Origin of the sequence: Mycobacterium sp., assembly GCF_032161845.1 — a bacterium.
Classification (GTDB): Bacteria; Actinomycetota; Actinomycetes; order Mycobacteriales; family Mycobacteriaceae; genus Mycobacterium.
Window position 1 is genome coordinate 1 of sequence record NZ_JAVRQA010000551.1, and the last position, 24,059, is coordinate 24,059.

A 24,059-nucleotide genomic window follows, 5' to 3' on the forward strand; every position below is an offset into this window, starting at 1 on the left:
TGGACGTCGTCGAGCATGCTCTTGGCGACGCCGAGCGCCCAGCCGGCGTGGCCCGCCGCCGTCACCGGCATCATGCCCATCCGCCCGGCGGGAGACGTGCCGCGCAGCGGACACGTGGTGAACAGCCGGAAGGTGCGGTACTCCGGCACGAATACGTCGGCCAGGTTGTAGTCGTAGGATCCGGTTCCCTTGAGGCCCTGCACGTTCCAGCCGTCGGTGAAGTTCACCTCGGCGCGTGGCAGCAGAGCCACCAGGAGCTCGGGGATGCCTTCGCTGATCCAGCGCATCTCCCCGTCGTCCATCGGGATGAAGCCGGCCGCGACGTACTGCGAGTGTCCGGTGCCGGAACCGAAGCTCCACGCCCCGGTCAATCGGTAGCCGCCGTCGGTGACGACGCCCTGCCCGTTGGGCGCGAACTGTCCGCCCATCGTGACGTGGTTGTCGTTGGCGGCGAACACCTCCGCGAAGCCCTGCTCGGGGAGATACGTCGCCGCGGCGAACGACGACGGCAGGTTCGCGATTCCCGTCCAACCGAACGAGCCGTCCTGCCAAGCCATTTCGATCCAGGTCTCGATCATCTCGGCGAACGACGGTTCGGCCCCGCCTGCCACCACCGGGTTGAACGCCGACATCAGGCCGCTGGCCCACATCTCCTCGACGATCGGCGCGGACATCGTGCGCTGCCGTTCCGACTCGGCAGCCTCGGCCCGCACCAGGTCGCGCATTCCCCGTGCCCTCGCCACGACCTCACCCTGCGTCGTCGTCACCGCCGTCATCCGAGCCTCCTGTCCGTAAGCCGAGACGCTACCTCCGTCATCGGACGGCAGTTGACAGATTTGACGAACTGTCCACTGTTGGCGAAGTTGGCCGGCTTCGGGCTCAGGGCTCCTTCACGTCGGGCGGCTCCTCGGGAGGAGCCTTGCCCAACCACTCCTTGAGGCGAACGAGCTGGCTGACGACGAGACCGACACCGAGTAGCAGTCCCACCGAGATGGCGATGATGGCGGTCAACGGGCCCTCCCTCGGTCTCGCTCCAGCCTAGGCATCCAGCACGGCGACGACCGCGGAAACGCCCGCCTCGGTGGCCAGCTCGTGGTCCCGCGCGGTGACCACGGCGCCCCCCGCGCGCAGGCATTCGATGACGTTGACGACTTCACCCGCGCGGTAGCCCGCCCAGCGGACGTTCGCCGCCCACCAACCGAGGAGCGCGGTCAGCGCCTTCGCGGGCTCGGCTCCGAGCTCGAGCATCGCCGCGACGGTGCCTGGCAGGATCCGCTGGGCGGCCGCCTCGATCGGTCGCTGACCGCTGGTCGTCGACGCATTGACGTCGGCCCCTGCGGCGCTCAGCATTCTGGTCAGCTCGGGGTTGAGATGGTCGGACCGCTCGTCGAGGCGATGCATCGGCGTCGCCCCGTCGGAGTCGAGGAGCGAGGGGGTCACGCCTCTGCTCAGGAGCCGTTCCAAGGCCAGCGTTCGGCCGAGGAGGACGATCTCGTGAAGGATGGTCGTGAACCGTTCGCCCCGCGCCGACAACTCGATTCGCCGACCCGCGTCCGCACCGGCGTCGATCAGAACCAGTGCGGCGTGGTGGTCGAGCGCACGCACGGCGTACCACAGGGGCGTCGCCCCGCAGGGATCGAGCGAATCGGGATCGAGGCCAGCGGCGAGCCGGTCGGCGATCGACGCCCAGCCGTGTTGCGCGGTATCGAAGAGCTTGAGCACCTCTGGCGCAAGGGGTTCCGTCCACGGCCGAGGCCCGACTCCGAGCGCGTCGAGAACCAGCAGGGCGCCGGCCCTGCGGTCGCCGAGGTCGTACCACGGCCACGGCCCCTCGCCCTTTGCCACGTAGTTCGCCGTTGGAATGCGGGTCTCGCTCACGATCGAGCGGCCGTTGTCGTCGAAGTCCGACCAGAAGACGAGGTCGTCTCCATCGCGCGACACCACGACTCGCGTGTACGGCTCCTGGTACTCGGCCAACCCTTGCACTCCACCATCCTCGCCGACGGAGTTGCCATGGATAATCGACGGGTGCCAGTCGTGGACATCGTCGCGCTAGTCCTTGGCGTTGGCATCGCGTTGGCGGTCGGCGTGATGGCGACGAGTGTCGCCGATTCACCCGACGACTCCATGCGGTGGGAGGGCGGCGTCGCGGTCGGGTTCGCCGGGCTGATCATGCTCGGCCCGTTCTTGATCGCGCAGGGCGTCCTGACCATCATCGCCACGTACTCCGACGGTGGTGTCGCGCCGGGATGGCTCTGGGCATGGTTGTTCGTCGCCCCGGCCATCGGCGCCTCGCCGCCCGTGGTGGCGTTGATGCGGGCGCTCAAGCGGCTGCGTTAGAAGCCGTACCGGTCCTTCAGCGCCCGAACGGGTTCGGCGCCGTGGATGGCGGCTCTGATCGAACTCTCCACTGAACTGTCCGAGACGAACAACATCTCGTCACCTGCCTCGAGCACGTCGTCCGGGGTGGGCACGATGACGCGTCCGCCGCGAACGAGCGTGACCATGGCGGTGTTCGGCGGTAGGTCGAGGTCACCCACTCGCTGACCGACCAGCGGATTGTCTTCGGGCAGTGTGAGTTTCGCCAGATCCGCCTGGCCCTGCCGGAGCCCCATCAAGCGCACCAGGTGGCCAACGTCGATGGCGCCTTCGACTCCTGCCACCATCGCGCCGGGAGTCGAGACCGCGACGTCGATACCCCAGGCCTGGGTGAACAGCCATTCGTTCCGGATCTCGTTGATCCTGGCGACGACCCGTGGCACGCCGAACTCCGACTTGGCGAGGAGGCCGACGACGAGGTTGGCCTTGTCGTCACCGGTGGCGGCGATCAGAACGTCGCACGTCTCCGCGCCCGCCTCCTCAAGCGTCGCCACCTCACACGCATCGGCAAAGAGCCAGTCCGCCTCGGGCACCACGTGTGGTTCGAACTTGCGGCGTTCGCGTTCGATCAGCAGCACTTTGTGACCGTTGTCGAGGAGTTCCTGCGCGACGGAGCGGCCGACGTTGCCTGCGCCGGCGATCCCGATGCGTGTCTTTCGCTCCACCACGGGTCCATCTTCGTCCATCCGCGGTGCCGCACCTGACACTCAGCGACCATCCAACTGAAATACTGACCGCACACTCCGGCTGGCGCACCTGGTCGTTGGCCGCCACGACCACGTCATCCAAGACGTCCGAACGGGGACGAATTGAGCCTGCACGAGCTGTACCTGGCTTTGCTGATCGGTGGCTTCGTGCTGCTCGCCAGCATCGTCGGGACGCGCGTGGCCACCCGCGTCGGATTTCCCAGCCTGCTGCTCTTCCTCCTCGTCGGCGTCGTCCTCGGTGAGGACGGCCTCGGTCTGCAGTTCGACGACGTCGAGCTCGCCAGGAACATCGGCACGGCCGCACTGGCCGTCATCCTGGTCGAGGGCGGCTTGACGACGCGCTTCGCCGACATACGCAAGGTGCTCGCGCCCGCCGGCGCACTGGCCACCATCGGCGTGGTGATCAGCATGGTCGTCACCGCCGCCGGCGCGCACCTGCTGCTCAGGATGGACTGGCAGCTCGCCCTCCTGCTCGGCGCCATCGTCTCGTCCACCGACGCGGCGGCGGTGTTCTCGGTTCTGCGCGTGCTGCCCCTGCCTCGGCGAGTGGCCGGGCTACTGGAAGCCGAATCCGGCTTCAACGACGCGCCAGCGGTCATCCTCGTGCTCATGTTCAGCGCGGTGCCCTTCGTGTTCGAACCGGAGAGCGCCATCGCCGACCTGGTGTACGAGTTGCTGGCCGGCTCCGCCATCGGACTTGGCTGCGGATTCCTCGGGGCTCTGGCGCTGCGGCGGGTCGCCCTGCCCGCGTCCGGGCTGTATCCGATCGGGACGTTCGGGCTTGGCATCGTGGCGTTCGCGGCGGCGGGCACCGTGCACGCCAGCGGGTTCATCGCCGCCTACCTCGCTGCGGTGGTACTCGCGAACTCGGGACTTCCGCACCGGTCGGCCACCCGGTCATTCGCCGAAGGGCTCGGCTGGCTGGCGCAGATCGGTCTGTTCGTCCTCCTCGGCCTGCTGGTGGATCCCAGCGAACTCGCGGCGGACATCGTGCCCGCGCTCGTCATCGGGCTGGTTCTGCTCCTGGTCGCGCGACCACTTTCGGTGGTGGGCTCGCTCGCCGGCTTCAACGTCCCGTTCCGCGAGAAGGTCTTCCTGTCGTGGGCAGGTCTGCGCGGCGCGGTGCCGATCGTGTTGGCGACGTTCCCGATCGTCGCTGGCGTGCCCGACAGCAACCGCCTGCTCAACGTCGTCTTCATGCTTGTCGTCGTCTTCACCCTGATCCAGGGCCCCAGCCTGCGCCCACTCGCGCACGCCCTACGCCTGATCCCTCGCGACTCCACGCGCGAGATCCACGTCGAGGCCGCGCCGCTCGACGTCCTCGAAGCGGAACTGCTGACGCTGACGGTGCGGCCGACCTCGCGGCTGCACAACGTCACGGTGCTCGAGCTCCGACTGCCCGATCCCAGTGTGATCACCCTGATCATCAGGGACGGCCACACCTTCGTCCCGCTTCCGGACACCCGCATCGAAGCAGGCGACGAACTGCTGATCGTCACCACGACGAAGACGCGTGCCGCCGCCGAGCGCAGGCTCCGTGCCGTCAGCAGGCGGGGCAAGCTCGCGTACTGGTTCGACGAGTACGGCGAGCCCGAATAGCGGGTGGTGAATTCGCCTGGCCCCTGCGGAGTTACACCCGGTGAACATTGGAGCTACACCTCGAGATGCGAAGGCAGCAACATGATGAATCGCCGTCAGTTCTCCGTGCTGGCAGGCTTGGCAGCGGCAGGGACGGCCGTCGCCGCGTGCGCGCCATCCCCGGCAACCGCGGCGCCCGCGCACACCTCCTTTAGGTCGATCAAGCAGGTCGACGCCGGTCTGCTCGACATCGGCTACGCCGAGGACGGTCCAGCCGACGGCCCACCTGTCATCCTGCTCCACGGCTGGCCCTACGACATTCACAGTTACGTCGACGTGGCGCCGCTGCTGGCTGCTCGCGGCTTCCGGGTCATCGTTCCGTTCCTTCGTGGTTTCGGCAGCACCAGATTCTTGTCCGACGCCACGGTCCGCAATGGGCAGCAGGCTGCGGTTGCCAAGGACACCATCGCCCTGATGGATGCGCTGGAGATTCCGAAAGCCGTTGTCGGAGGCTTTGACTGGGGGGCGCGCTCCGCGGACGTCGTGGCGGCGCTGTGGCCGGAGCGCTGCCGTGCTCTGGTGTCGGTGAGCGGATACCTGGTGGTGAATCTGGAGGCCAACCGCGCACCGCTGTCACCGCAGGCCGAGTACGGCTGGTGGTATCAGTACTACTTCGCGACCGATCGCGGGGAGGCGGGCTACCGCCAGAACACGCACGACTTCAACAAGTTGATCTGGAAGAACGCCTCACCGCTTTGGTCGTTCGACGATGCCACCTACGACCGCAGCGCTGCGGCCTTCGCCAACCCCGACCACGTGGAGATCGTGATCCACAACTATCGGTGGCGCCAGAGCCTGGCTCCCGGAGAACCTCAGTACGACGATCTCGAGCGTCGCCTCGCCGCCAGGCCCGTCATCACGGTGCCGACGATCACGGTGTCCAGTGACTTCGACGGGCCCGCGAAGGACGGCACGTCCTACCGGCAACAGTTCACCGGCCGCTACGCGCATCGCATCCTCGACGGCATCGGGCACAACGTGCCACAGGAGGCGCCACAGCAGTTCGCCGACGCCGTGATCGAGGTCGCGGGCTGGACCTAGGCAGCGCACGGACTCGCGTCACCCATCAGCGCCGAGCGCAGCTGGCGACGGGCGCGGTGTAGCCGAGACATGACGGTGCCCAACGGGATTCGCTCGACGTCGGCGATCTCCCGGTACGCCAGCTGGCAGATGTCGGCGTAGTACACCACCGACTGCAATGTGGCGGGCAGGGTCTGGAACGCGCGCCGCAGCTCACCGTCCGGCAGGAGCAGCAGCGCTTGGCTCTCGGCCGACGGCGCCGTGTGGAAGCGACGAGATTCGGCCATGAGTTGGGCGTCGGTGAACGACTCGGTCAGGGTCTCGCGGGGTCGCCGCTCCGAGCGCCGGTGCGAGCTGATCCACGCGTTGACCATGATCCGGAACATCCACGCCCGAAGGTTCGTCCCTGGATCGAAGGAGCCGAACCCCGCCCACGCCTTCGCGAAGGTCTCCTGGACGAGGTCCTCGGCGTCGTGGGCATTGTGCGTGTAGCGCAGCGCTGCGCGGCCCAATTCGTCGCGCAATGGAAGCGCTTCTCGCTCGAAGGTGCGGTGCTCGTCGATCGTCGTCATGGTCTTCACTTCGGCTAGGGGGCTGGGGGCTGGTCCCTTCATGAGATCAACGCGGGTCATATCGAGTCCAACGATTGTTTTTGATCGATGTCATCGATTCGGGAGATGACGAAGTCCTCGGCCGCCCCACGAATCGATCCGTGTTCAATGGCGTTTCACCAAGCGGAGTACAACTCGAGAGGAAGACCCTTGTCGATCCTGTCCAACCGACTGGTGGCCGACGCGGTGGCCCTGGCGTTCGCCGCCGCCATCAGACCCGCCGCCAAACCGGGTGTCCGCTTCGGCGAAATCAGTGGGCACGCCGCGGTCGTCGCGATACCCACCCGCCACGGTGACGTTGCGGCGACGGTCTACCGCCCACCGTCACCGGCACCGACGCCACCGGCGGTGTACGTGAACGTGCATGGCGGCGGGTTCGTCGTGGGCCACCGCGAGCAGGACGATCCGTGGTGTCGTTATCTTGCGGCCAACGCCAACGTCGTCGTGATCAACACCGACTATGTCCTCGCGCCTCGGCGACGTTTTCCCGCCCCGGTCGAGCAGATCTACGACGTCTTGAAGTGGGCGTCGTCGGACCAGCACGACTGGGATGGCGCCCGGTTGTGCGTCGGCGGCCAGAGCGCGGGTGGAAATCTCGCCGCCGCAGCGTCGCGACTCGCACTCGAGAACGGTGGCCCCGAGGTAAGACTTCAGGTGCTGCACTACGCGCCACTCGACCTAGTCACGAACGCCGCGGCCAAGGCAACCCCCTTGGGATCACGGGCGGTGTTGCGGCCGTGGATGAGCGAGGTCTTCGACACCGCCTACCTCCCCGACGTCGGCCAGCGACGGGATCCGCTCGCGTCCCCGGCGTGGGGAGCCAACGGCATCGACCTCCACGGCATCGCACCGGCCCTCGTCATCACCGCCGAGTACGACCGGCTGCGGGACGAAGCCGCGGCGTACGCACACGGTCTCGACGCCGTCGGGTCACTCGCCGGCTATCACGACGTGCCGGGCGTCGACCACGGGTACAACATCATGAGCGACGCGACCGAGGTCACCCAGCGGATGTATGCCCTGATCGCGGAGTACGTCACCCGCCACACCGACATCGCAGAGATCGATCGGACGACGTGAGCAGCATCTGTTCGACTGATAACTTCGTGCGGATGGAGCTGCGGCAACTCGAATACTTCATCGCAGTGGCCGACGAGATGAGCTTCACCCGCGCCGCCCAGCGGGTCCACGTCGTGCAGTCAGCGCTTTCGACGTCCATCAAGAAGCTCGAGGACGAGTTGGCGGTGCAGTTGTTCGACCGTTCGCGCCAGCAGATCCGTCTGACCCCGGCGGGTGAACGGCTCCGCGAGCACGCCCGTCATCTGCTTCACTCCGCCCGCCTCGCCAAGGACTCGCTCGGTGACTATCGGGGACATCTGACCGGAACGGTCGAGTTCGGTTCGCTGGTCACCTTCGGCAAGCTCGACGTCGCGAAGGTGCTCGGTGAATTTCACGCAGCGCACCCGTTCGTTCGAATAGCGTTGCGGCTCAGCCAGACCGGATCCTCGTCATACATGTCCTCGATAGCGGACGGCTCGCTCGATCTCGCGCTGGTGTCGGCCCCGACCCGACTTCCACCGGGTATCGACATGCACGTGATCGCCGAGGAGGCAATGGTGTTCGCCTGCCGGCCCGATCATCGACTCGCCGGCTCCGACCGGGTGCTGATCGAAGACCTCGCCAACGAGGACCTCGTCGGCTTCCCCGAGGGGTTCGGAATCCGGCGAATGATCGACGATGCGTTCGCCGCCGCCGGGGCGACGGCACGGACGTCGTACGAAGTGCCCGCCGACTACACGGTCGCCGCGGCGCTCATCCGCAACGACCTCGGAACGGCGTTCATGCCGGCCAGCGAGGCCGTCCGCTTCCCGGACCTGGTGGCCATCGAACTGGCGGTGCCGATCAACTGGCAGATCCACCTGGCCAAACCGCGACCACAGAACACCAGCCCGGCGGCGGCGAGGCTGGCCTCGATGCTGCTCGACGCCGCCGCCGATCCCGGGTAGGGCGTCACTTGCCAGGCGCGGCGGCGGCCAGTCGTTGGCAGTAATCGTGGTCCTCTAGCTGCTCGCCCTCGGCTTGGTCTCCGGTGGCGGCGTCCGCGCGGTCGGTGAGGACCACGAACCCTGGGTGGCCGTCGGCTCCAACCGACCCCACCACGACGAGCGTCCGCGCGGCCATGTCGTCGCGAGCACCGGCCACGCCGTCCGCCAGCAGCACGAATGGATTGCTCCCGTCGAGATCGTCGCCACTGACCGACATTGCGTCGTACCGATGGCCGGCGAGCGGGACCGGGAACGGCGCCCAGTTCGGACCGACGGCGGCGGCGTGCTCGGTCAGTGCCTGGTGCACGTCGGGGCGCACGCAGTCGACGTGGATGTGGAGTTGATCCTGCGACCTGGCGAACGCCGAGTTGATCGCGAGGCTGAGCCACTCCCGCGGCAGGGTCGAGCCGGCCCGCTCATCGACGAATGATCGCGCGCGCCACGCCGCGGCGAAGTAGTTCGGCGCGCCGGGGGCCAGGATCGCCGGATCTTCGATGCCAGAGCTGCGTTCGGTCGGGATCAGCAGGAACTGCGTGGCGCCGACGAGGTCCTTGAGGACGGCGGAACCGCCGTTGAGATCGACCTCCGCGCACGGCGCCGGATCTTCGTGCGCGAGCTGATCCGGCACGCATTGACCATCGACGATGTGCCACAGCGCGCTTGGGTCACCGTCCGCTCGAGCCACTCCCGCCGTCGTGACTGACAGCGCCAGCGCCGCGAGCAGCGCGGCAAACCGGGTGCGGTACAGAGGCATCGCGGAAACGATACTGGTTGTCCGGCGCCGCCGATTCAGCTCGTCGACAAGGTGGCATCCCGCCGCTGAAGGTTCTCGTTGACCTCTTGCTGCCATACGCCGTAGGCGTGGGTGGTGTCGACCTCGAGCTCGAACCGGTTCACCATGTCATCGGTCACGTCGGCGACGTCGACGTAGAACTGCTCGTACCACCGACGATGTTGGTAGACCGCGCCGTCCTCTTCGGTCAGCAGCGGGTTGTCGATCCTGGTCTTGTGCTTCCACACCTCGACGTCGTCGAGGAAGCCCTCACCGAAGTTCTTGCTGAGCGTCTCGGCCAGCCGCCCGGCCTTGTCCTCCGGCAGTCCCTCGATCTTCTGCACGGCGACGCCCCACTGCAGAACGAACGAGTTCTGGGTGACGGGGTAGTGACAGTTGATCAGCGCCACTTCGATGGTGAAGTCGGGCGCGACGTCGTTGTGCAACCAGTTGATCATGTAGGCGGGCCCGAAGTAGGTCGCCTCCGACCGTAGATTCGTTCCCTCCCAAAGGCTTTCGAAGTTCGCCGTGGTGTCGGGGCGGGCCTTGGACTCCATGAACTGAGTGGCGGCTTGGCCCTCGATCACGTTCTTGAAGAACGTCGGATAAGCCTTGTGGATGTAGAAGAAGTGGGCCATGTCGACGTTGTTGTCGACGATCTCGCGGCAGTGGGAACCCTCGATGAGGATCGAGTTCCAGCTCCACGGCGACCACCTACCCTCGTCGTAGCCCTCGATGGTCGGTGGCGTCAGCTCCGCGGGCGGTGTCGAACCCTCCGGGTCGTGCCATACCAGTAGTTGACCATTCACCTCCTGGCACAGCCACTTTCGCGTGCGGGCCAGACGCGGGGTCCGGCGGGCATAGGGCACCTCTACGCAGCGGCCGGTCGAGCCCTGCCAGCGCCAGTCGTGAAAGGGGCACGCCAGGGTGTCACCCTTGATCGTGCCCATCGACAGGTCGCCGCCCATGTGCCTGCAGTAGCCGTCGAGGACGTGGATCTCGCCGTCGGGATCGGCGAACACCACCAGCCGGGTGCCGAAGGCATTGATCCCGTGAGGCTCGCCATCACGGAACGAATCGGCAAGGCCGACGCAGTGCCACCCCCTGGCGAATCGCGTCATCGGGGTGCCAGCGTCGATCTCGCGGACCTGTTCAGCAGCAGTCATCGTGCATCCTTCCGGCGGGCTGGCCGACAACCGAGTTAAGCACATGCGCTTAATTTGCGATAGGGAACGCCTAGGATGCGTTTCGTGGACCGTGGTTCCCGATCGAAGGACGCGCTGCTCGACGCCGCCGAGCGGCTCATCGCCGAGCGCGGTTTCGAGGTTCCGCTGCGCGATATCGCGCAGGCCGCGGGCCAGCGGAACAACTCGGCGGTCAACTACCACTTCCGCACCAGGCAGGACCTGCTCGACGCCGTCGTGGCCCGCAGGTTGCTGCCAATGGAGCGGGAGCGCGAACGCATGCTTGGCGAGCTACATGCCGACGAGGCCGGCGACGTGCACGCCCTGATGCGCATCCTCGTCCTCCCCCTGCTGCGCCTGGAAGCCACGCATTACGCACGATTCCTCCAGGTCGTCGCGACGCGACTCAGAACCGAGCCGCACGATTCGGCCGAGACCGCCTGGCCGCGCGTACTGGATGCGCTGTCGCATGCGGTGCCCGTCACCGATCGCAGGATCCGTCGCCGCCGCGTCGCCGCCGTCGCCACGGCGATGTTCGCCCTCGCCGCCGAGCACGAACGGACGGCCCAGGGCGGCACGAGGGCCGACGATCAAGAGGAGATCGTGCACATGTTGGCGGCCATGCTGACCGCCACCAGCCCCCGGCTGACTGCTCCCCGGCTGACTGCTAAGACGTAGGCGGCTTCAGGATCACCTTCACGCATTCCGGGCTTCGGGCCGCCACCGCGGCATACGCGTCGGCCGCCTCGGACAGCGGGAAGCCGTGGGTGAAGATGCCGTCGGTGCGCAGCGATCCGCTCGTCACCAACGGCACCAGGTCGGTCCACGTCTGCTGGATCGGCGCGGTGGTCATGCGCAGGGTCAGGTTGCGGATCAACGCCATCAGGATCGGCAGCGGATAGGGATTGAGATCGTGCACGCCGAGGACGGACACCGTGCCGTCGGCGCGCACGCAGGCCAGCGCGTCGTTGAGCGTGACGTCCAAGGCGACGGTGTCGATGACGCTGTCGGCCCCTCGGCCACCGGTGTGTTCGAGCACCGCCGCAACGGTCGGGAGGTCGAGGGCGGTCGCCCCCGAGTCGACGGCAAGGGCACGCCGGCCCGCCACGGGATCGGCGGCCAGAACCGTGCCTGCCCCCTGCGCGAAGGCGGCGCGGACGGCACACAATCCGACCGCACCGAGGCCGATCACGACGACCGTTCCACCCGGCGGAATGTCGGCCTTCTTCGCACCGATCCAGCCGGTCGACAGATTGTCCGTCAGCAGCAGCGCTGCCTCGTCGTCCACGCCGTCGGGGATCGGTAGGAGTTGAAAGTTGGCATGCGGCACGGCAACCGCCGTTGCCTGACCACCGCCGAGCACCCCCGACCCGAAGATCTGCATTCCGCGCGCACACGTGACCGGATTGCCCGTCGCGCACCCGTCGCACGTTCCACACCCGGTCACCGAGGCCGCCAGGACGCGGTCACCGACCCGCACGTTCGACACATCTGGGCCGACTTCGAGGACGGTGCCGATGAATTCATGGCCAACGGCCACACCATCGCCCACCGGTAGATCGCCGTCGTAGAAGTGCAGATCCGAGCCGCAGATGGCGGTCGACTCGACGCCGACCACCGCTCCGTCCGATCCAGGCGGAACCGGATCGGGCGCTTCGCGCACCTCGACGGCGCCAGGACCGGTGATGACGACGTGGTGCATCCGGCAGACGCTACTGCCCGTTCCGCCGAGCCTGCGGGGAGATCGTGAATCCGTACTCTGGGAGTGGTGAGCACCGCGCCGGTTTCGACAGTCGTCCTTGGCGACCGCTTCGCCCGCGAGCTGCCGGAGATGGCCATCCGATGGCAAGCCTCCGCTGCCCCCGATGCGCGGCTGCTCGCGCTCAACGAATCGCTGGCAGGCGAACTCGGCCTCGACTCGTCGTGGCTTCGGAGCGCGGACGGCCTGGCGTTCTTGGTCGGAGCGGCCGTGCCGACGGGAGCGACACCGGTGGCGCAGGCGTACGCCGGACATCAATTCGGCGGGTTCGTCCCCCGCCTCGGCGACGGCCGCGCCCTGCTGCTCGGCGAGCTCGTCGGCACCGATGGGCGCCTTCGCGATCTCCATCTGAAGGGTTCGGGGCGCACACCGTTCGCCCGCGGCGGCGATGGGCTGGCGGCGGTCGGTCCGATGTTGCGCGAGTACGTCATGAGCGAGTCGATGCACGCCATGGGAATCCCGACCACCAGATCCCTGGCCGTCATCGCGACCGGTCAACCGGTACAGCGCGACACGCTTCTGCCAGGCGCCCTGCTCGCTCGCGTCGCGACGAGCCATCTTCGCGTCGGGAGTTTTCAGTACGCCGCCGCCACCGGTGACCTCGAGCTGGTGCGCCGCCTTGCCGACCATGCGATCGCCAGGCACCATCCCGACGTCGCCGAAGCCGAACAGCCCTACCTGGCGCTGTTCGAATCGGTGGTCGCCGCGCAAGCGTCCCTGGTGGCTCGATGGATGCTCGTCGGATTCATCCACGGCGTGATGAACACCGACAACATGACGATCTCCGGGGAGACGATCGACTACGGGCCGTGCGCCTTCATGGACGCCTACGACCCGGCGACGGTGTACAGCTCCATCGACCACGCGGGTCGCTACGCCTTCGCGAACCAACCCGTCGTCGCGCAATGGAACCTGGCCCGCTTCGCCGAAGCACTTCTGCCGCTGTTCGCCGACGATCAGCAGCGCGCCGTCGACCTCGCGGTGCAGTCACTCGACGGCTTCAGTTCGGCCTACGAGACCGCCTGGTCGCTTGGCATGCGGGCCAAGCTGGGGCTGCCGGAGGGCGGCGATGAAGAGGTGGCGACATCCTTGGCCGCGGATCTCCTCGCGCAACTCGAACAGAGCCACGTCGACTACACCTCGTTCTTCCGCCACCTCGGCACGGCCGCTCGCGGAGACGCCGAGCCCGCCCGCGGATTTTTCGTCGACCTCGCGGCCTTCGACGATTGGCTTGGGCGCTGGCGGGGTCTTGGCCCCGACGCCGACGCCATGGACCGGGTGAACCCCGTCTACGTCCCGCGCAACCATCTCGTCGAGGAAGCACTCGCCGCGGCGACTTCCGGCGATCTCGGCCCGCTCGATCGACTTCTGCAGGCGACGACGTCGCCGTACCACGAACGGCCGGGCCTCGAACGGTTCACCGCCCCGGCGCCCGACGACTTCGGGCCCTACCAAACCTTCTGCGGGACCTAAGCTTGACCGACATCACACTTTTCTAGGTTTGTGGCTCCCGCCGCCGGGCAACAAGGAGAAATGATCTTGCTCCGTGCAGTTCAAGTCCTCGCTATCGCAGTAACGGCATCATGGGCCGCGGTGAGCGCCACGATCCCGACCGCCGCTGCCGAACCCCTTCCCAACGCATCCACCCCTGGTTGCTCCGACGTCGAGGTGGTGTTCGCCCGAGGGACCGGCGAACCGGTCGGCCTAGGCGGGGTAGGTCAGGCGTTCGTCGACTCGCTGCGGTCGAAAGTAGGCGGGAAATCGGTTGACGCGTACGCGGTTCAGTACCCCGCCAGCCTGGATTTCGCGCGCGGCGTGGACGGCATCAACGATGCCTCCGCCCACATTCAAGCCACCGCCGCGAAGTGCCCCAACACGAAGGTCGTCCTCGGCGGCTTCTCTCAGGGTGCCGCGGTCGCCGGCATCGTCACCGCCGACGCCCTTCCGCCAGGTGGCGCCGACTCGGGTCTGACGGGACCGATGCCCGCCACCGTGGCCGGCCACGTCGCCGCGGTGGCGTTGTTCGGCAAGCCCTCGCCCAGCTTCATGGGCATGTTCGGCGGACCCCCAGTCGTCATCGGCCCCCTCTACGCGGGCAAGACCCTCGACTCTTGCGTGCCGGGAGACCCGGTCTGTTCCGACGGCGGCGACTTCGGCCTGCACAACGCGTACATCCCCGACGGCCTGGTGGACCAGGCGGCGACCTACGCGGCGGACCGGCTCAAAGCGGTGCCCTCGCCTAACGGTGGTCGCTGACCGACCGCAGCCGCTCCAGGTGACGCCTGGAGATCGCGTTCACCGCGCCTAGGAACGCGAGGGCGTGGTCCAGCTGATCCGCGGTGAAGCGGTTCGACAGCGTCGTCTCCCAGTCGGCGCGGACGGGACCCCAGATTTCGCCGGCGTCGGTGTAGAACGCCGGCGTCACCTCGATGCGAACACGGCGCCGATCGCCGGGGTCGGGCACCCGTCGCGCATACCCGGCGCGCTCGAGCCGGTCGATCACACCGGTCACCGCGCCCGTCGTCAAACCCGCCTCAACGGCCAGCTCACCGGCGCCGAGGCCGCCTGCGTTCTCGACGATGTTGATGCACCGCAGATCGGTTGGGTTGAGCCGCAACCGGTCTGCGGCCAACCCGTCGAAGATGCCGTCCAGATTGCAGCTCGCCCGGAACTCCCCGACCAATTCCTCGATCATCTGTTGCTTCTTCGACTGAGCCACCCATATACTCCTCAGCTACTAAGATAATTAGTAACTAAGATAAGCCTAGGAGGCCACCTTGTCCATCACCCCGACGACGGTTCAGTACCGGCTCGAACTCGTCCAGGTCCCCGTCTCCGACGTGGACAGGGCCAAGGACTTCTACGTCACCAAGGCTGGCTTCACCCTCGACCACGACCACACCGTCAGCGACGAGATCAGGTTCGTTCAGATCACGCCGCCCGGCTCGGCGGCGTCGATCTCGATTGGGAGGGGCCTATCCGACGCCGCACCGGGGTCGGTCAAGGGGCTGCAACTCGTGGTGACGGACATCGACGCCGCCCATGCGGACCTGGCCGGGCGCGGCGTCGACGTGAGCGACGTTCAGGACTTCCCGTGGGGCCGGTTCGTGTTCTTCGAGGACCCGGACGGAAATTCCTGGGCGGTGCAGCAGATCGTCCAGGGCGGCTAGGAACGCCTTTACCGCTCCGCGAGCGGGCGTGTCTGCACACGACACGCCGACGAACTGTGGCATTTTGTGCACGCTCGCCGGCGGCTCCAAATTGCTTGTGCCACATCGGTTAGTTGCCGCGGGATCGCGCCATGGACCATCGCTGGTGGGCCAACAGCTCGAGCGCCGAGAGCACCTGCCAGGCAATGATCGTGTAGACGCTCGTCCGCTCCCACACCGCATTCGGCAGGATCAGCGTCGCCGAAGTCGTCGAGGCGAGGGCAAGCAGGACGAAACTCGACATGCCAAGCGTCGCAAGGCCGACGGACGCCACCCGGTAGTAGCGGGGTGCGGTGACGAGCGGTGAACCGGCCAGAATGGCAGCGTTGCCACCGACGATGGCCAGTACGGCGGCAGACACGTGCAGCCACGGAATGCCCTCGGGTCCGCTTGGCACCGTCGCGACGATGACGTTGCCGACCATGTTGGCAGCAGCGAGTCCCACGAAGACGCGTGAGCGGCCCCGAAGCGTTCGCGCCAACAGCGCCGCCCCGGCGAAGAAGAACGTGCCCTGCACCGCGAACCCAGTGTTCATCAGGTCGCCAAGCGGCGAATCCGGCCTGCCGAGATCGCTGATGAAGTCATGCGCGTAGCGGTATCCGGGGTAGGCCGTCGCGGCGATGGCCTCGAGGCCCGGGTACGCGACGCCGGCGATCAGCCAACACGCGGCCGTACCCCTGACGGTCATCGCGGAACCCCAAGTGCCACGGTGAGTTCGAGAATGGTTTGAGGATCGTTGAGCTGATCGCCATACAGCTCACGAAGCTGCGTCATCCGATACCTCACCGTCTGCGCGTGCACGAAGAGATCTGCGGCGACGGCATCGCGCTGGCCCTGGTGCAGAAGCCACGATCGCAGCGTCTCGGCCAGTCGCTCTGCGGTGTTGGGGCGCAGTTCTGCCAGCGGCGCCAGGGCGTGGCGGCGAAGGTCGTCGGCGGCTTCGCGGTCGGCGGTCAGCACCAACTCGACGAGATGCTCGTCGGTGTCGACGATCTCGTCGTCGACCGTCAGATCACGAGCCCGCAGGGCGCGTCGATAGGAGGATTGCGCGAGCAGCCATGGCCGGGCCGGGCCGACGAGTGCCCGGCGGCCCTGTAACGCCGACCGCAGCTGGCTACGGTGACGGCCGTCCAGGTCGGGTACCAGCAGCACCGCCAGGGACTCGGCGGATTCGACTCCCGGCAGGTCCTCGCTCAGCTGCAACGTCGACTGCCCGAACCGGGCGGCCAGGCCACGGGTCTGCGCCTCGGCAACCAGGACCGCGGTCAGGGTCTCCGGTGGGTGCCAGTCCGCCTTCTCGGCGCTGGCTCGCAACGTCTCGGCAGACTCACCGGCGAGCAGCTGTCTGGCCAATCGCTCGAGATAGCGCTGGCGGACCCGCCCGGTGGTCGCCAGCTCATCGGAATGTCCCGCGACGCTGGAGGCGGACAGCTCGTCGATGAAGGCGAACACCAGCTCGGCGAATCGGGCGACCGTCCCCGCGGACAGGCCCGCGGCGACGGCCGTGGACGACAACTCTTGCCAGGCGATGCGCGCGCCGACGCGGTAGGCCGAGAGCAGCGCGTCCATCGAGCGACCCTGACGAGCCTCGCCGCGGCCCAGCTCATAGGCCCCGTCGAGGGCAGGGGACAGCGTCGCAGTCGGGTCGGAGTCGTGCGATCGCACGGCGAGCCTCAGGAAGGCGCCGAGCGCCATCTGCACCGCATTCTCGATGGTCTGACCCATCCGGCCGCTGAAGGCGCGGGTGTAGCTGGGGACCTCGACCGTCACCGCGACCACCGTGCGCTCGGCCATCCGGGGCAGCACGGCCTGCAGCGCCTCGACGACGTCGTCGGACAGCTCAAGACCAGTGAAACGAGGTGCCGGTTCGGACAAAACTATCCTTTGCGAACAATTTAGCGTTGATCATTCACGCCTTATGGCCAAGACTTTATACCCAGACCTCAGCCAGAGTAGTGACATGACAACGACAGCACCCCGACCGACAGCCGTCGGAGCCCTGCGGGCGCGCGTCATCAAGCTCGCCGAACGGGTGACCACCCCGTTGGTCCCCGCCGACTACCTCGACGTCATCGACCCGCTGCGGTCGAGCGCCGACCTTCGCGGCCGCATCGTCGCGATCAACCCGGAGACGCGTGACGCCGTCTCCGTGGTGATCAAGCCGGGCCGCGGCTGGCGCGGGCACACTCCCGGTCAGTACGTGCGCATCGGAGTCGACGTCGACGGCGTCCGCCAGTGGCGGGCGTACTCGCTGACGTCGGAGACTTCCCGCCGGGACGGCTGCATTGCGATCACCGTGAAGGCCATCCCCGACGGCAAGGTGAGCAATCACCTGGTTCGTCGGGCGACCGTCGGCACCATCGTCCAGCTCGATCAGGCCGCAGGCGAGTTCACGCTCGGCCAACAGGCGCCCGCCAAGATTCTGTTCCTCACCGCGGGTAGCGGTGTCACCCCGGTAATGGGCATGTTGCGCAACATGGCCGCCGATGGCTCAGATGTGGTCGTCGTGCACTCCGCGCCGACGGCCGATGACGTCATCTTCGGTGGCGAACTTCGTCTGCTGGCCCGGCAGGGCCGAATCCGGTTGGTGGAGAAGCACACCGACACCGACGGCATGCTCGACGTCGCCGATCTCGACGGTCTGATCGACGATCTCGGCGAGCGGCAGACCTGGGCATGCGGTCCCGCCGGGATGCTCGACGCACTCGAATCCCGCTGGGCGGCCGACGGCATCGCCGACCGCCTGCACACCGAACGCTTCCGCCCCACCATCATCGCGGCAGGCGACGGCGGTGAGGTCAGCTTCACCAAGACCGGCACCGTCGTCGACGCGGCAGGCGCCGAAACACTGCTCGACGCCGGCGAGGCCGCAGGCGTACTGATGCCGTCCGGTTGCCGGATGGGCATCTGCTTCGGCTGCGTGGTTCCGCTGCGCCAGGGCACCGTACGCGATCTGCGCACCGGCGACGTCACCTCCGCCGCTCCCGGCGACAACGTCCAAATCCAGACCTGCGTCTCTGCCGCCGCGGGCTCCTGCGAGATCGAACTTTAAACTCCAAGAAGGAGATTCGACATGACTAGTACTCAAATCAGCACCAATGCCACGACCGCACACCTCACATCCGAGGACATCGAGAACCTCGGCCGCGAGCTCGACGCCATCCGCGAGCAGATCATCGCCAGCCGTGGCGAGCGCGACGCGGCCTACATCCGCAAGGTCATCGACGGCCAGCGCAAGCTCGAACTCGGAAGCCGCGCGGTACTGCTCTTCTCGCTGTTCCCACCTGCCTGGCTGATCGGCACCGTCGGCCTCTCCATCTCGAAGATCGTCGAGAACATGGAGATCGGCCACAACGTCATGCACGGTCAGTGGGACTGGATGCGCGACTCCAAGATTCACTCGACCACGTGGGAGTGGGACAACGCGTCGCCCGCGGAGATGTGGAAGCACTCGCACAACGAGGTGCACCACACCTACACGAACGTTCGCGGCAAGGACCACGACCTCGGCTACGGCATCATGCGCGTCGACGAGAACCAGAAGTGGGTGCCGTTCTACCTGGCCCAGCCGCTGTGGAACTTCATCAACGCCTGCCTGTTCGAGTACGGCATCGCGGCGTACGACCTGCAGATCGGCAAGTACCTCAAGGGCCGTTCCGACAAGGCCGACTTCCAGGCCAGGAGCAAGCGGGTGCTGGCAAAGATCCGCCGACAGGCCGCCCGCGACTACGTGCTGCACCCGCTGCTGTCGGGCCCGTCGGCGCTGACCACCTTGACCGCGAACCTGACGGCCAACCTGGCGCGCAACCTCTGGACGCACTCGGTCATCATGTGCGGCCACTTCCCCGAGGGCGTGCAGACCTTCGAGAAGAACTCGATCGACGGCGAGACCCGCGGCGAGTGGTACCTGCGTCAGATGCTTGGCTCGGCGAACATCTCCGGAAGTCCGCTGATGCACTTCATGTCCGGCAACCTGTCGTTCCAGATCGAGCACCACCTGTTCCCCGACCTGCCAAGTAATCGCTACCAGGAGATCGCCCCCAAGGTGCAGGAGCTGTTCGAGCGCTACGGGCTGACCTACACGACCGGATCGCTGCCCAAGCAGGTCGCGTCGGCGTGGAAGAAGGTCTTCAAGCTGTCACTCCCCAACGACTTCAAGGCCACCGACCTGCTGCGTCGCCGTCGGGCCACCTCCACCGAGGTTCCGACGACTGAGGTCAGGGCCGCCGCCTAGCCCCACCCCCCTCGCGATTTGTGTGCACGTACCCGCGCTGAGCGCGGGTACGTGCACACAAACCCGTCCAACGCGTCGCACAGAAAAGATTGTGAGCACTCGCAATCTTAGGTACGCTTCCGGCCATGCCCTATGACGTAATCGTCCGCAATGGCCTGTGGTTCGACGGAACCGGTGCCCCGCCGCTGGTCAGGACGTTGGGAATCCGCGACGGGGTGGTGGCGTCGGTATCGGTCGAGCCACTCGACGAGACGGGCTGCCCCGACGTCATCGACGCCGACGGCAAGTGGATCGTGCCCGGCTTCATCGACGTGCACACCCACTACGACGCCGAGGTGCTTCTCGATCCGGGGCTGCGCGAGTCGGTCCGGCACGGCGTCACGACGGTTCTGCTCGGCAACTGCTCACTGTCCGCCGTCTACGCGAACAACGAGGATGCCGCCGACCTGTTCAGTCGAGTCGAGGCCGTGCCGCGTGAATACGTCCTCGGCGCGCTCAACGAGAAGAAGACGTGGACGACGGCCGCCGAGTACGTCGACACCCTCGACAAGCTCCCGCTCGGCCCCAACGTCGGCTCACTGGTTGGACATTCGGATCTGCGGACTTCGGTGCTCGGTCTCGACCGCGCCACCGACGAGACCGTGCGGCCGACGCCTGCGGAGCTGAAGGCGATGACCGCAAAGCTGGGCGAGGCGCTCGACGCGGGTCTCCTCGGGATGTCCGGCATGGACTCGGCGATCGACAAGCTCGACGGTGACCGCTACCGCTCACGCGGGCTTCCTTCGACCTTCGCCACCTGGCGGGAGCGGCGCAAACTCATTGCGGTACTTCGCAATCGGCGCCGGATGCTACAGAGTGCGCCGGACGTGGCGCGCCCGTGGACGGCACTGCTGTTCTTCGTGTCGAGCAGCGGCCTGTTCGGCCGCCGCCATGGGGTACGGATGAGCCTGTTGGTGTCGGCGGACTCCAAGGCAGCACCAGGCGCCGTCAGCGTCTTCGGCAGGGGCACTCGCCTGCTCAACGGCCTGCTTGGGGCCAGCGTCCGGTTCCAGCACCTGCCCGTGCCGTTCGAGTTGTACTCCGACGGCATCGACCTGCCGGTCTTCGAGGAGTTCGGCGCGGGCACCGCTGCGCTGCACCTGCGCGACCAGCTGGAGCGCAACGAGCTGCTCGCGGACACCGAATATCGCCGGGAGTTCCGCCGCGAGTTCGACCGCAGGAAACTCGGTCCGACGTTGTGGCACCGCGACTTCCACGATGCGGTGATCGTCGAATGCCCCGACGCGACGCTGATCGGCAAGAGCTTCGGCAAGATCGCCGACGAACGCGGACTGCACCCGTTGGATGCCTTCCTCGACGTCCTCGTCGAGAACGGCGAACGCAACGTCCGCTGGACCACGACCGTCGCCAACCATCGTCGGCGCCAGCTCGACAAGCTCGCCACCGAGCCGACGGTCCACATGGGCTTCTCCGACGCCGGCGCGCACCTGCGCAACATGGCCTTCTACAACTACGCACTCCGCCTGCTCAAGCGCGCCGTCGTCGCCCAGGCCGCCGGTCGGCCGTTCATCACCGTCGAGCATGCGGTGCATCGACTCACGGCCGAGGTCGCCGACTGGTTTGGCCTCGACGCAGGCACTCTGCGCACGGGTGAGCGCGCCGACTTCGTGGTGATCGATCCGGCCGGCCTCGACGACGCCGTCGATGGCTATCACGAAGAGAAGGTCCCGTTCTACGGTGGCCTGAGCCGCATGGTCAACCGCAACGACGCCGCCGTCGTGGCGACCGCCGTCAACGGTCACGTGGTGTACCGCAACGGCGGCTTCCGGGATGGCTACGGGCAGACCGCCAGGTCCGGACGATTCCTGCGCGCGTCGGACGGGACGCGACCGACCGCCGACGTCGCCGTGCCCGCCTGACATGGCCAGGACCCAGCAGGAGCGGCGCGAGGAGACCGTCGCGCGACTGCTCGACGCAAGCATCGCCACGATCATCGACGTCGGCTACGCCAGGGCGTCGGCCGCCGTGATCACCCGTCGCGCAGGGCTTTCCGGCGGGGCACTGTTCCGCCACTTCGAAACCATGGGTGACTTCATGGCGGCGACGGCCTACGAGGTGATGCGCCGCCAGCTCGACGCCTTCGGCAAGCAGGTCGCCGAGATACCGCCCAACCAGTCCGCCCTCGAGGGCGTGCTGCACACCATGCGGGCCATCACCGGCAACGACACCAACGTGGTGATGTACGAGCTCCTCATCGCGGCGCGAACCGACGAAAAGCTCAGGGCCACTTTGCAAGACGTCATCGAGGAGTACAGCACACGGATCTTCGACACCGCCCGCGCGATGCCAACGGCGGACGAGTATCCCGAGGGCTCCCTCGCCGCGATCGTGGCGTTGCTCACCAACGCATTCGACGGTGCGGCCATCGTGCGTACCGTCCTCCCCCAGCCGGAGATCGAGGCCGGGCGCATCCCGCTGCTGATGGCACTGCTCTCCCCCGAATCGAGGAACCATGACTGAGCGCATCCGCGAGTTCGCGAACGACGGCTTCACCTTCCCCGTCACCGACGAGGGTCCGATCGACGGCGAGGTCGTCGTTCTCCTTCACGGGTTCCCTCAGACGTCGAAGTCGTGGGATGCGGTGTGCGCCCGACTGAACGGGTCGGGGTATCGAACACTGACCTTCGACCAGCGTGGTTACCGGCCCACCGCCAGGCCGCCCGGTCGCCGGGCCTACCGGATGAGCGCACTGGTCTCCGACGTCGCGGCGCTCATCGACCAGACCGGAGCGCCGGTACACCTGGTCGGCCATGACTGGGGCGCGGGTGTCGCCTGGTCGGCAGCGGCCCGCTTTCCCGCCATCGTCCGCACGTTGACGGCGGTCTCGGTGCCGCACCCGTCGGCCTTCCTCGGCTCGATGCTCATCAGCAGTCAGATCTTTCGCTCGTACTACATCGGGCTGTTTCAGATTCCGTGGCTGCCCGAGTTCATGTTCCGCAATCCGCGCGCGGTCGGCCGGATACTCGCCGAAACCGGGATGACGACCGAGCAGATCGCACAGGTTCAGACCGACATCATCGACAGCGGAGCGTTGACGCCAAGCCTCAACTGGTATCGCGCCATGCCCTTCGGGAGCCCCAAGTACGCCAGAAAGGTCTCTGCGCCAACGACATACGTGTGGAGCACCGGCGACACTGCGCTCAGCAAGCGCGGGGCGACGCTCTGCAGGCGATTCGTGACCGGCCCATACCGATTCGAGATCACCGACGGTTCGCACTGGATACCCGAAGAGCAGCCCGACCTGCTGCACGACCTGATCGTCGAGCGCATCAAGGGCTGAGAGCGCCGTTCGTCAACTGTTTGCCATGTAAATTCAGTGTTACGTCCATGTTGCGGCTAGAGTGTGGGCATGGACGATAGGTCGGTGTTCTTCGAGGTCGAAGCGTTGCGCGCCGATCGGTCGCGCCCGATTCTGTCGCCGGCTTCGCTCGAGGTCCACGTCCGTGTGGTCGACCATCTCGCCCACACGACGGGCGCGAACTTCATCACCGACGAAGTCCTGGACACGCTGGCCCACGGCAGAGTCACCACGATGGCGGCGATCGAGTTGTCGCTCGCGGGCTGGTGGCGCCGACTGGACGGCGGCTACGTCATCGTCGACCAGGAACTGATCGACGCGTTGTCGCACAGCCCGACGTGGCGGCGGCTCGGCGCGGCGTGCCGGCGCCTATGGACGACCCTCAACAGCGAGACCGTCATCCCGCTGTAGAGCATCCCGTCGCGGCTCAGGCCGCGGAGCCGGCGTGCCCCAGTGAGACGATCTCGGGTAGTGGCAGCTGACAGATGCGGTGCGCCTCATCGGCGCGCATGCCGAGCAGCTTCAAAACGTGTTCGGTGACGGAGTCCGCCGCTTCGGCGTCGTCACGATCGGGCTCGTCGTGAAGTAGTTGTCCGAGACCCAGCAGCGCGCCGCCGACGACGGCCATGGCCAGGCTCAGATCCTCGACGTGAAACCTGCCCGCGTCGACGCCCGCACTGATGTCACGCCGGGCCCGTGGGGCGACGCCGCGATCCGATGACAGCAGCGTCAGGCCGCTGGACAGCAGGACCTTGGACTCCTGGGGACGTTGACGGAACAACCGGCCGGTCAAGCGAAAGCTGCGGGCGAACGCCTCGGCGGGGTCGTCGAGCGATGTCGTGAGTTCGTCGAGAAGGGCGCCGTGCACGTCGAGCACCTCGGTGAGCGCCGCGTCGAACAACTCCTCCTTGCTGTCGAAGTGGTTGTAGAACGACCCCATGCCGACGTCAGCTGCCTGAGTGATCTCCAGGACCGGGACGTTGAGCTTGCCTGCGGCAATGAATGACTGCGCAGCCGAGATCAGGGCGGCGCGGGTCTTTTGCTTGCGTCTCGCCAGCCGATTCGGCGGCTGGTCCTGCCCGTCGACCGATTGCGTCGCCATCCGACGCCTCCTTCCCAGATCGATCGATACTAGCGTGTTCC

27 protein-coding genes are annotated in these 24,059 nt (G+C 67.1%); 15 read left to right on the forward strand and 12 right to left on the reverse strand.

The window, feature by feature from the left end:
• From QOD90_RS30630 to QOD90_RS30640, 3 genes are all read right to left on the reverse strand, one after another.
• A partial coding sequence (locus tag QOD90_RS30630) for an acyl-CoA dehydrogenase family protein (protein ID WP_526356212.1) occupies positions 1-776 on the reverse strand: 776 nt, incomplete at its 3' end.
• A gap of 103 nt (positions 777-879) precedes the next feature.
• Positions 880-1,011, reverse strand: a complete 132-nt coding sequence (locus tag QOD90_RS30635) for a hypothetical protein (protein ID WP_526356214.1) — start codon at positions 1,009-1,011, stop codon at positions 880-882.
• A gap of 27 nt (positions 1,012-1,038) precedes the next feature.
• Positions 1,039-1,986, reverse strand: coding sequence for an ankyrin repeat domain-containing protein (locus QOD90_RS30640; protein WP_526356216.1), 948 nt, complete (start codon positions 1,984-1,986; stop codon positions 1,039-1,041).
• Positions 1,987-2,028: 42 nt separating this feature from the next.
• Here QOD90_RS30640 and QOD90_RS30645 point away from each other — a divergent pair, with 42 nt between their 5' ends.
• Entirely contained in the window at positions 2,029-2,340 is a 312-nt protein-coding gene (locus tag QOD90_RS30645) for a hypothetical protein (RefSeq protein ID WP_526356218.1), read from the forward strand.
• On the opposite strand, the gene QOD90_RS30650 is transcribed toward QOD90_RS30645, so the two are convergent.
• Positions 2,337-3,065 (reverse strand): potassium channel family protein, encoded by a 729-nt coding sequence (locus tag QOD90_RS30650; protein ID WP_526356220.1) that lies wholly within the window; start codon positions 3,063-3,065, stop codon positions 2,337-2,339. The genes QOD90_RS30645 and QOD90_RS30650 overlap by 4 nt on opposite strands.
• A 123-nt stretch (positions 3,066-3,188) precedes the next feature.
• On the opposite strand from QOD90_RS30650, the gene QOD90_RS30655 reads away from it, so the two are divergent.
• Together QOD90_RS30655 and QOD90_RS30660 are read left to right on the forward strand one after the other, a co-directional pair.
• Positions 3,189-4,685, forward strand: a complete 1,497-nt coding sequence (locus QOD90_RS30655; protein WP_526356222.1) for a potassium/proton antiporter — start codon at positions 3,189-3,191, stop codon at positions 4,683-4,685.
• A gap of 81 nt (positions 4,686-4,766) precedes the next feature.
• The gene (locus QOD90_RS30660; protein ID WP_526356224.1) at positions 4,767-5,765 is read left to right on the forward strand and encodes an alpha/beta fold hydrolase; all 999 of its coding nucleotides are present in this window, start codon (positions 4,767-4,769) and stop codon (positions 5,763-5,765) included.
• Here QOD90_RS30660 and QOD90_RS30665 read toward each other — a convergent pair.
• Positions 5,762-6,316, reverse strand: a complete 555-nt coding sequence (locus QOD90_RS30665) for a sigma-70 family RNA polymerase sigma factor (protein ID WP_526356226.1) — start codon at positions 6,314-6,316, stop codon at positions 5,762-5,764. The two genes, QOD90_RS30660 and QOD90_RS30665, sit on opposite strands and share 4 nt — an antisense overlap.
• Before the next feature lie 189 nt (positions 6,317-6,505).
• Between QOD90_RS30665 and QOD90_RS30670 the strand changes: the two genes are divergently transcribed.
• Positions 6,506-7,435: an alpha/beta hydrolase gene (locus QOD90_RS30670; RefSeq protein WP_526356228.1), complete on the forward strand. Its 930-nt coding sequence runs from the start codon at positions 6,506-6,508 to the stop codon at positions 7,433-7,435.
• A gap of 32 nt (positions 7,436-7,467) precedes the next feature.
• Positions 7,468-8,361 carry a LysR family transcriptional regulator gene (locus tag QOD90_RS30675; RefSeq protein ID WP_526356229.1) on the forward strand — a complete coding sequence of 298 codons (894 nt, stop codon included), beginning with the start codon at positions 7,468-7,470 and terminating at the stop codon, positions 8,359-8,361.
• A gap of 4 nt (positions 8,362-8,365) precedes the next feature.
• Here QOD90_RS30675 and QOD90_RS30680 read toward each other — a convergent pair whose 3' ends face one another.
• Entirely contained in the window at positions 8,366-9,154 is a 789-nt protein-coding gene (locus QOD90_RS30680; RefSeq protein WP_526356231.1) for a CDP-diacylglycerol diphosphatase, read from the reverse strand.
• Positions 9,155-9,189: 35 nt separating this feature from the next.
• A complete protein-coding gene (locus QOD90_RS30685; RefSeq protein ID WP_526356233.1) occupies positions 9,190-10,338 on the reverse strand; it encodes an aromatic ring-hydroxylating oxygenase subunit alpha in 1,149 nt (382 codons plus the stop codon).
• 84 nt (positions 10,339-10,422) lie between these two features.
• On the opposite strand from QOD90_RS30685, the gene QOD90_RS30690 reads away from it, so the two are divergent.
• Positions 10,423-11,034 (forward strand): TetR family transcriptional regulator, encoded by a 612-nt coding sequence (locus tag QOD90_RS30690; protein WP_526356235.1) that lies wholly within the window; start codon positions 10,423-10,425, stop codon positions 11,032-11,034.
• Here QOD90_RS30690 and QOD90_RS30695 read toward each other — a convergent pair.
• The gene (locus QOD90_RS30695) at positions 11,024-12,058 is read right to left on the reverse strand and encodes an alcohol dehydrogenase catalytic domain-containing protein (protein ID WP_526356237.1); all 1,035 of its coding nucleotides are present in this window, start codon (positions 12,056-12,058) and stop codon (positions 11,024-11,026) included. The two genes, QOD90_RS30690 and QOD90_RS30695, sit on opposite strands and share 11 nt — an antisense overlap.
• Positions 12,059-12,124: 66 nt before the next feature.
• Here QOD90_RS30695 and QOD90_RS30700 point away from each other — a divergent pair, with 66 nt between their 5' ends.
• Complete coding sequence (locus tag QOD90_RS30700) at positions 12,125-13,588, forward strand: protein adenylyltransferase SelO (protein WP_526356239.1); 1,464 nt, start codon at positions 12,125-12,127, stop codon at positions 13,586-13,588.
• 60 nt (positions 13,589-13,648) lie between these two features.
• On the forward strand, positions 13,649-14,371 hold the full coding sequence (locus QOD90_RS30705; protein WP_526356241.1) for a cutinase family protein: 723 nt from the start codon (positions 13,649-13,651) through the stop codon (positions 14,369-14,371).
• Here the strand turns inward: QOD90_RS30705 and QOD90_RS30710 are convergent.
• Positions 14,355-14,834, reverse strand: a complete 480-nt coding sequence (locus QOD90_RS30710; protein WP_526356243.1) for a MarR family winged helix-turn-helix transcriptional regulator — start codon at positions 14,832-14,834, stop codon at positions 14,355-14,357. The two genes, QOD90_RS30705 and QOD90_RS30710, sit on opposite strands and share 17 nt — an antisense overlap.
• A gap of 58 nt (positions 14,835-14,892) precedes the next feature.
• Between QOD90_RS30710 and QOD90_RS30715 the strand changes: the two genes are divergently transcribed.
• Complete coding sequence (locus QOD90_RS30715) at positions 14,893-15,285, forward strand: glyoxalase superfamily protein (protein WP_526356245.1); 393 nt, start codon at positions 14,893-14,895, stop codon at positions 15,283-15,285.
• 109 nt (positions 15,286-15,394) lie between these two features.
• On the opposite strand, the gene QOD90_RS30720 is transcribed toward QOD90_RS30715, so the two are convergent.
• A complete protein-coding gene (locus QOD90_RS30720; protein ID WP_526356246.1) occupies positions 15,395-16,012 on the reverse strand; it encodes a DUF998 domain-containing protein in 618 nt (205 codons plus the stop codon).
• Positions 16,009-17,199 (reverse strand): PucR family transcriptional regulator, encoded by a 1,191-nt coding sequence (locus QOD90_RS30725; protein ID WP_526356248.1) that lies wholly within the window; start codon positions 17,197-17,199, stop codon positions 16,009-16,011. Before QOD90_RS30725 ends, QOD90_RS30720 begins: the two co-directional genes overlap by 4 nt.
• Before the next feature lie 85 nt (positions 17,200-17,284).
• On the opposite strand from QOD90_RS30725, the gene QOD90_RS30730 reads away from it, so the two are divergent.
• The 6 genes from QOD90_RS30730 (at position 17,285) to QOD90_RS30755 (ending at position 23,327) form a co-directional block, all read left to right on the forward strand.
• Entirely contained in the window at positions 17,285-18,376 is a 1,092-nt protein-coding gene (locus tag QOD90_RS30730; protein ID WP_526356250.1) for a ferredoxin reductase, read from the forward strand.
• Positions 18,377-18,397: 21 nt separating this feature from the next.
• Positions 18,398-19,558, forward strand: coding sequence for a fatty acid desaturase family protein (locus QOD90_RS30735; RefSeq protein WP_526356252.1), 1,161 nt, complete (start codon positions 18,398-18,400; stop codon positions 19,556-19,558).
• A gap of 125 nt (positions 19,559-19,683) precedes the next feature.
• Positions 19,684-21,477: an N-acyl-D-amino-acid deacylase family protein gene (locus tag QOD90_RS30740; RefSeq protein WP_526356254.1), complete on the forward strand. Its 1,794-nt coding sequence runs from the start codon at positions 19,684-19,686 to the stop codon at positions 21,475-21,477.
• Between the two features lies 1 nt (position 21,478).
• Positions 21,479-22,078 carry a TetR/AcrR family transcriptional regulator gene (locus tag QOD90_RS30745; protein WP_526356256.1) on the forward strand — a complete coding sequence of 200 codons (600 nt, stop codon included), beginning with the start codon at positions 21,479-21,481 and terminating at the stop codon, positions 22,076-22,078.
• A complete protein-coding gene (locus QOD90_RS30750) occupies positions 22,071-22,898 on the forward strand; it encodes an alpha/beta fold hydrolase (protein ID WP_526356258.1) in 828 nt (275 codons plus the stop codon). Before QOD90_RS30745 ends, QOD90_RS30750 begins: the two co-directional genes overlap by 8 nt.
• Positions 22,899-22,967: 69 nt before the next feature.
• Entirely contained in the window at positions 22,968-23,327 is a 360-nt protein-coding gene (locus tag QOD90_RS30755) for a hypothetical protein (RefSeq protein ID WP_526356260.1), read from the forward strand.
• Between the two features lie 16 nt (positions 23,328-23,343).
• On the opposite strand, the gene QOD90_RS30760 is transcribed toward QOD90_RS30755, so the two are convergent.
• A complete protein-coding gene (locus QOD90_RS30760; protein WP_526356262.1) occupies positions 23,344-24,018 on the reverse strand; it encodes a TetR/AcrR family transcriptional regulator in 675 nt (224 codons plus the stop codon).
• Positions 24,019-24,059 lie beyond the last annotated feature (41 nt).

Coding starts and splice junctions, on each gene's coding strand:
- QOD90_RS30660 (WP_526356224.1), top strand. CDS start 4,767: ATGATGAATCGCCGTCAGTTCTCCGTGCTGGCAGGCTTGGCAGCGGCA.
- QOD90_RS30755 (WP_526356260.1), top strand. CDS start 22,968: ATGGACGATAGGTCGGTGTTCTTCGAGGTCGAAGCGTTGCGCGCCGAT.
- QOD90_RS30735 (WP_526356252.1), top strand. CDS start 18,398: ATGACTAGTACTCAAATCAGCACCAATGCCACGACCGCACACCTCACA.
- QOD90_RS30685 (WP_526356233.1), bottom strand. CDS start 10,338: ATGACTGCTGCTGAACAGGTCCGCGAGATCGACGCTGGCACCCCGATG.
- QOD90_RS30745 (WP_526356256.1), top strand. CDS start 21,479: ATGGCCAGGACCCAGCAGGAGCGGCGCGAGGAGACCGTCGCGCGACTG.
- QOD90_RS30750 (WP_526356258.1), top strand. CDS start 22,071: ATGACTGAGCGCATCCGCGAGTTCGCGAACGACGGCTTCACCTTCCCC.
- QOD90_RS30760 (WP_526356262.1), bottom strand. CDS start 24,018: ATGGCGACGCAATCGGTCGACGGGCAGGACCAGCCGCCGAATCGGCTG.
- QOD90_RS30695 (WP_526356237.1), bottom strand. CDS start 12,058: ATGCACCACGTCGTCATCACCGGTCCTGGCGCCGTCGAGGTGCGCGAA.
- QOD90_RS30680 (WP_526356231.1), bottom strand. CDS start 9,154: ATGCCTCTGTACCGCACCCGGTTTGCCGCGCTGCTCGCGGCGCTGGCG.
- QOD90_RS30730 (WP_526356250.1), top strand. CDS start 17,285: ATGACAACGACAGCACCCCGACCGACAGCCGTCGGAGCCCTGCGGGCG.
- QOD90_RS30720 (WP_526356246.1), bottom strand. CDS start 16,012: ATGACCGTCAGGGGTACGGCCGCGTGTTGGCTGATCGCCGGCGTCGCG.
- QOD90_RS30740 (WP_526356254.1), top strand. CDS start 19,684: ATGCCCTATGACGTAATCGTCCGCAATGGCCTGTGGTTCGACGGAACC.
- QOD90_RS30650 (WP_526356220.1), bottom strand. CDS start 3,065: ATGGACGAAGATGGACCCGTGGTGGAGCGAAAGACACGCATCGGGATC.
- QOD90_RS30675 (WP_526356229.1), top strand. CDS start 7,468: ATGGAGCTGCGGCAACTCGAATACTTCATCGCAGTGGCCGACGAGATG.
- QOD90_RS30665 (WP_526356226.1), bottom strand. CDS start 6,316: ATGACGACGATCGACGAGCACCGCACCTTCGAGCGAGAAGCGCTTCCA.
- QOD90_RS30705 (WP_526356241.1), top strand. CDS start 13,649: ATGATCTTGCTCCGTGCAGTTCAAGTCCTCGCTATCGCAGTAACGGCA.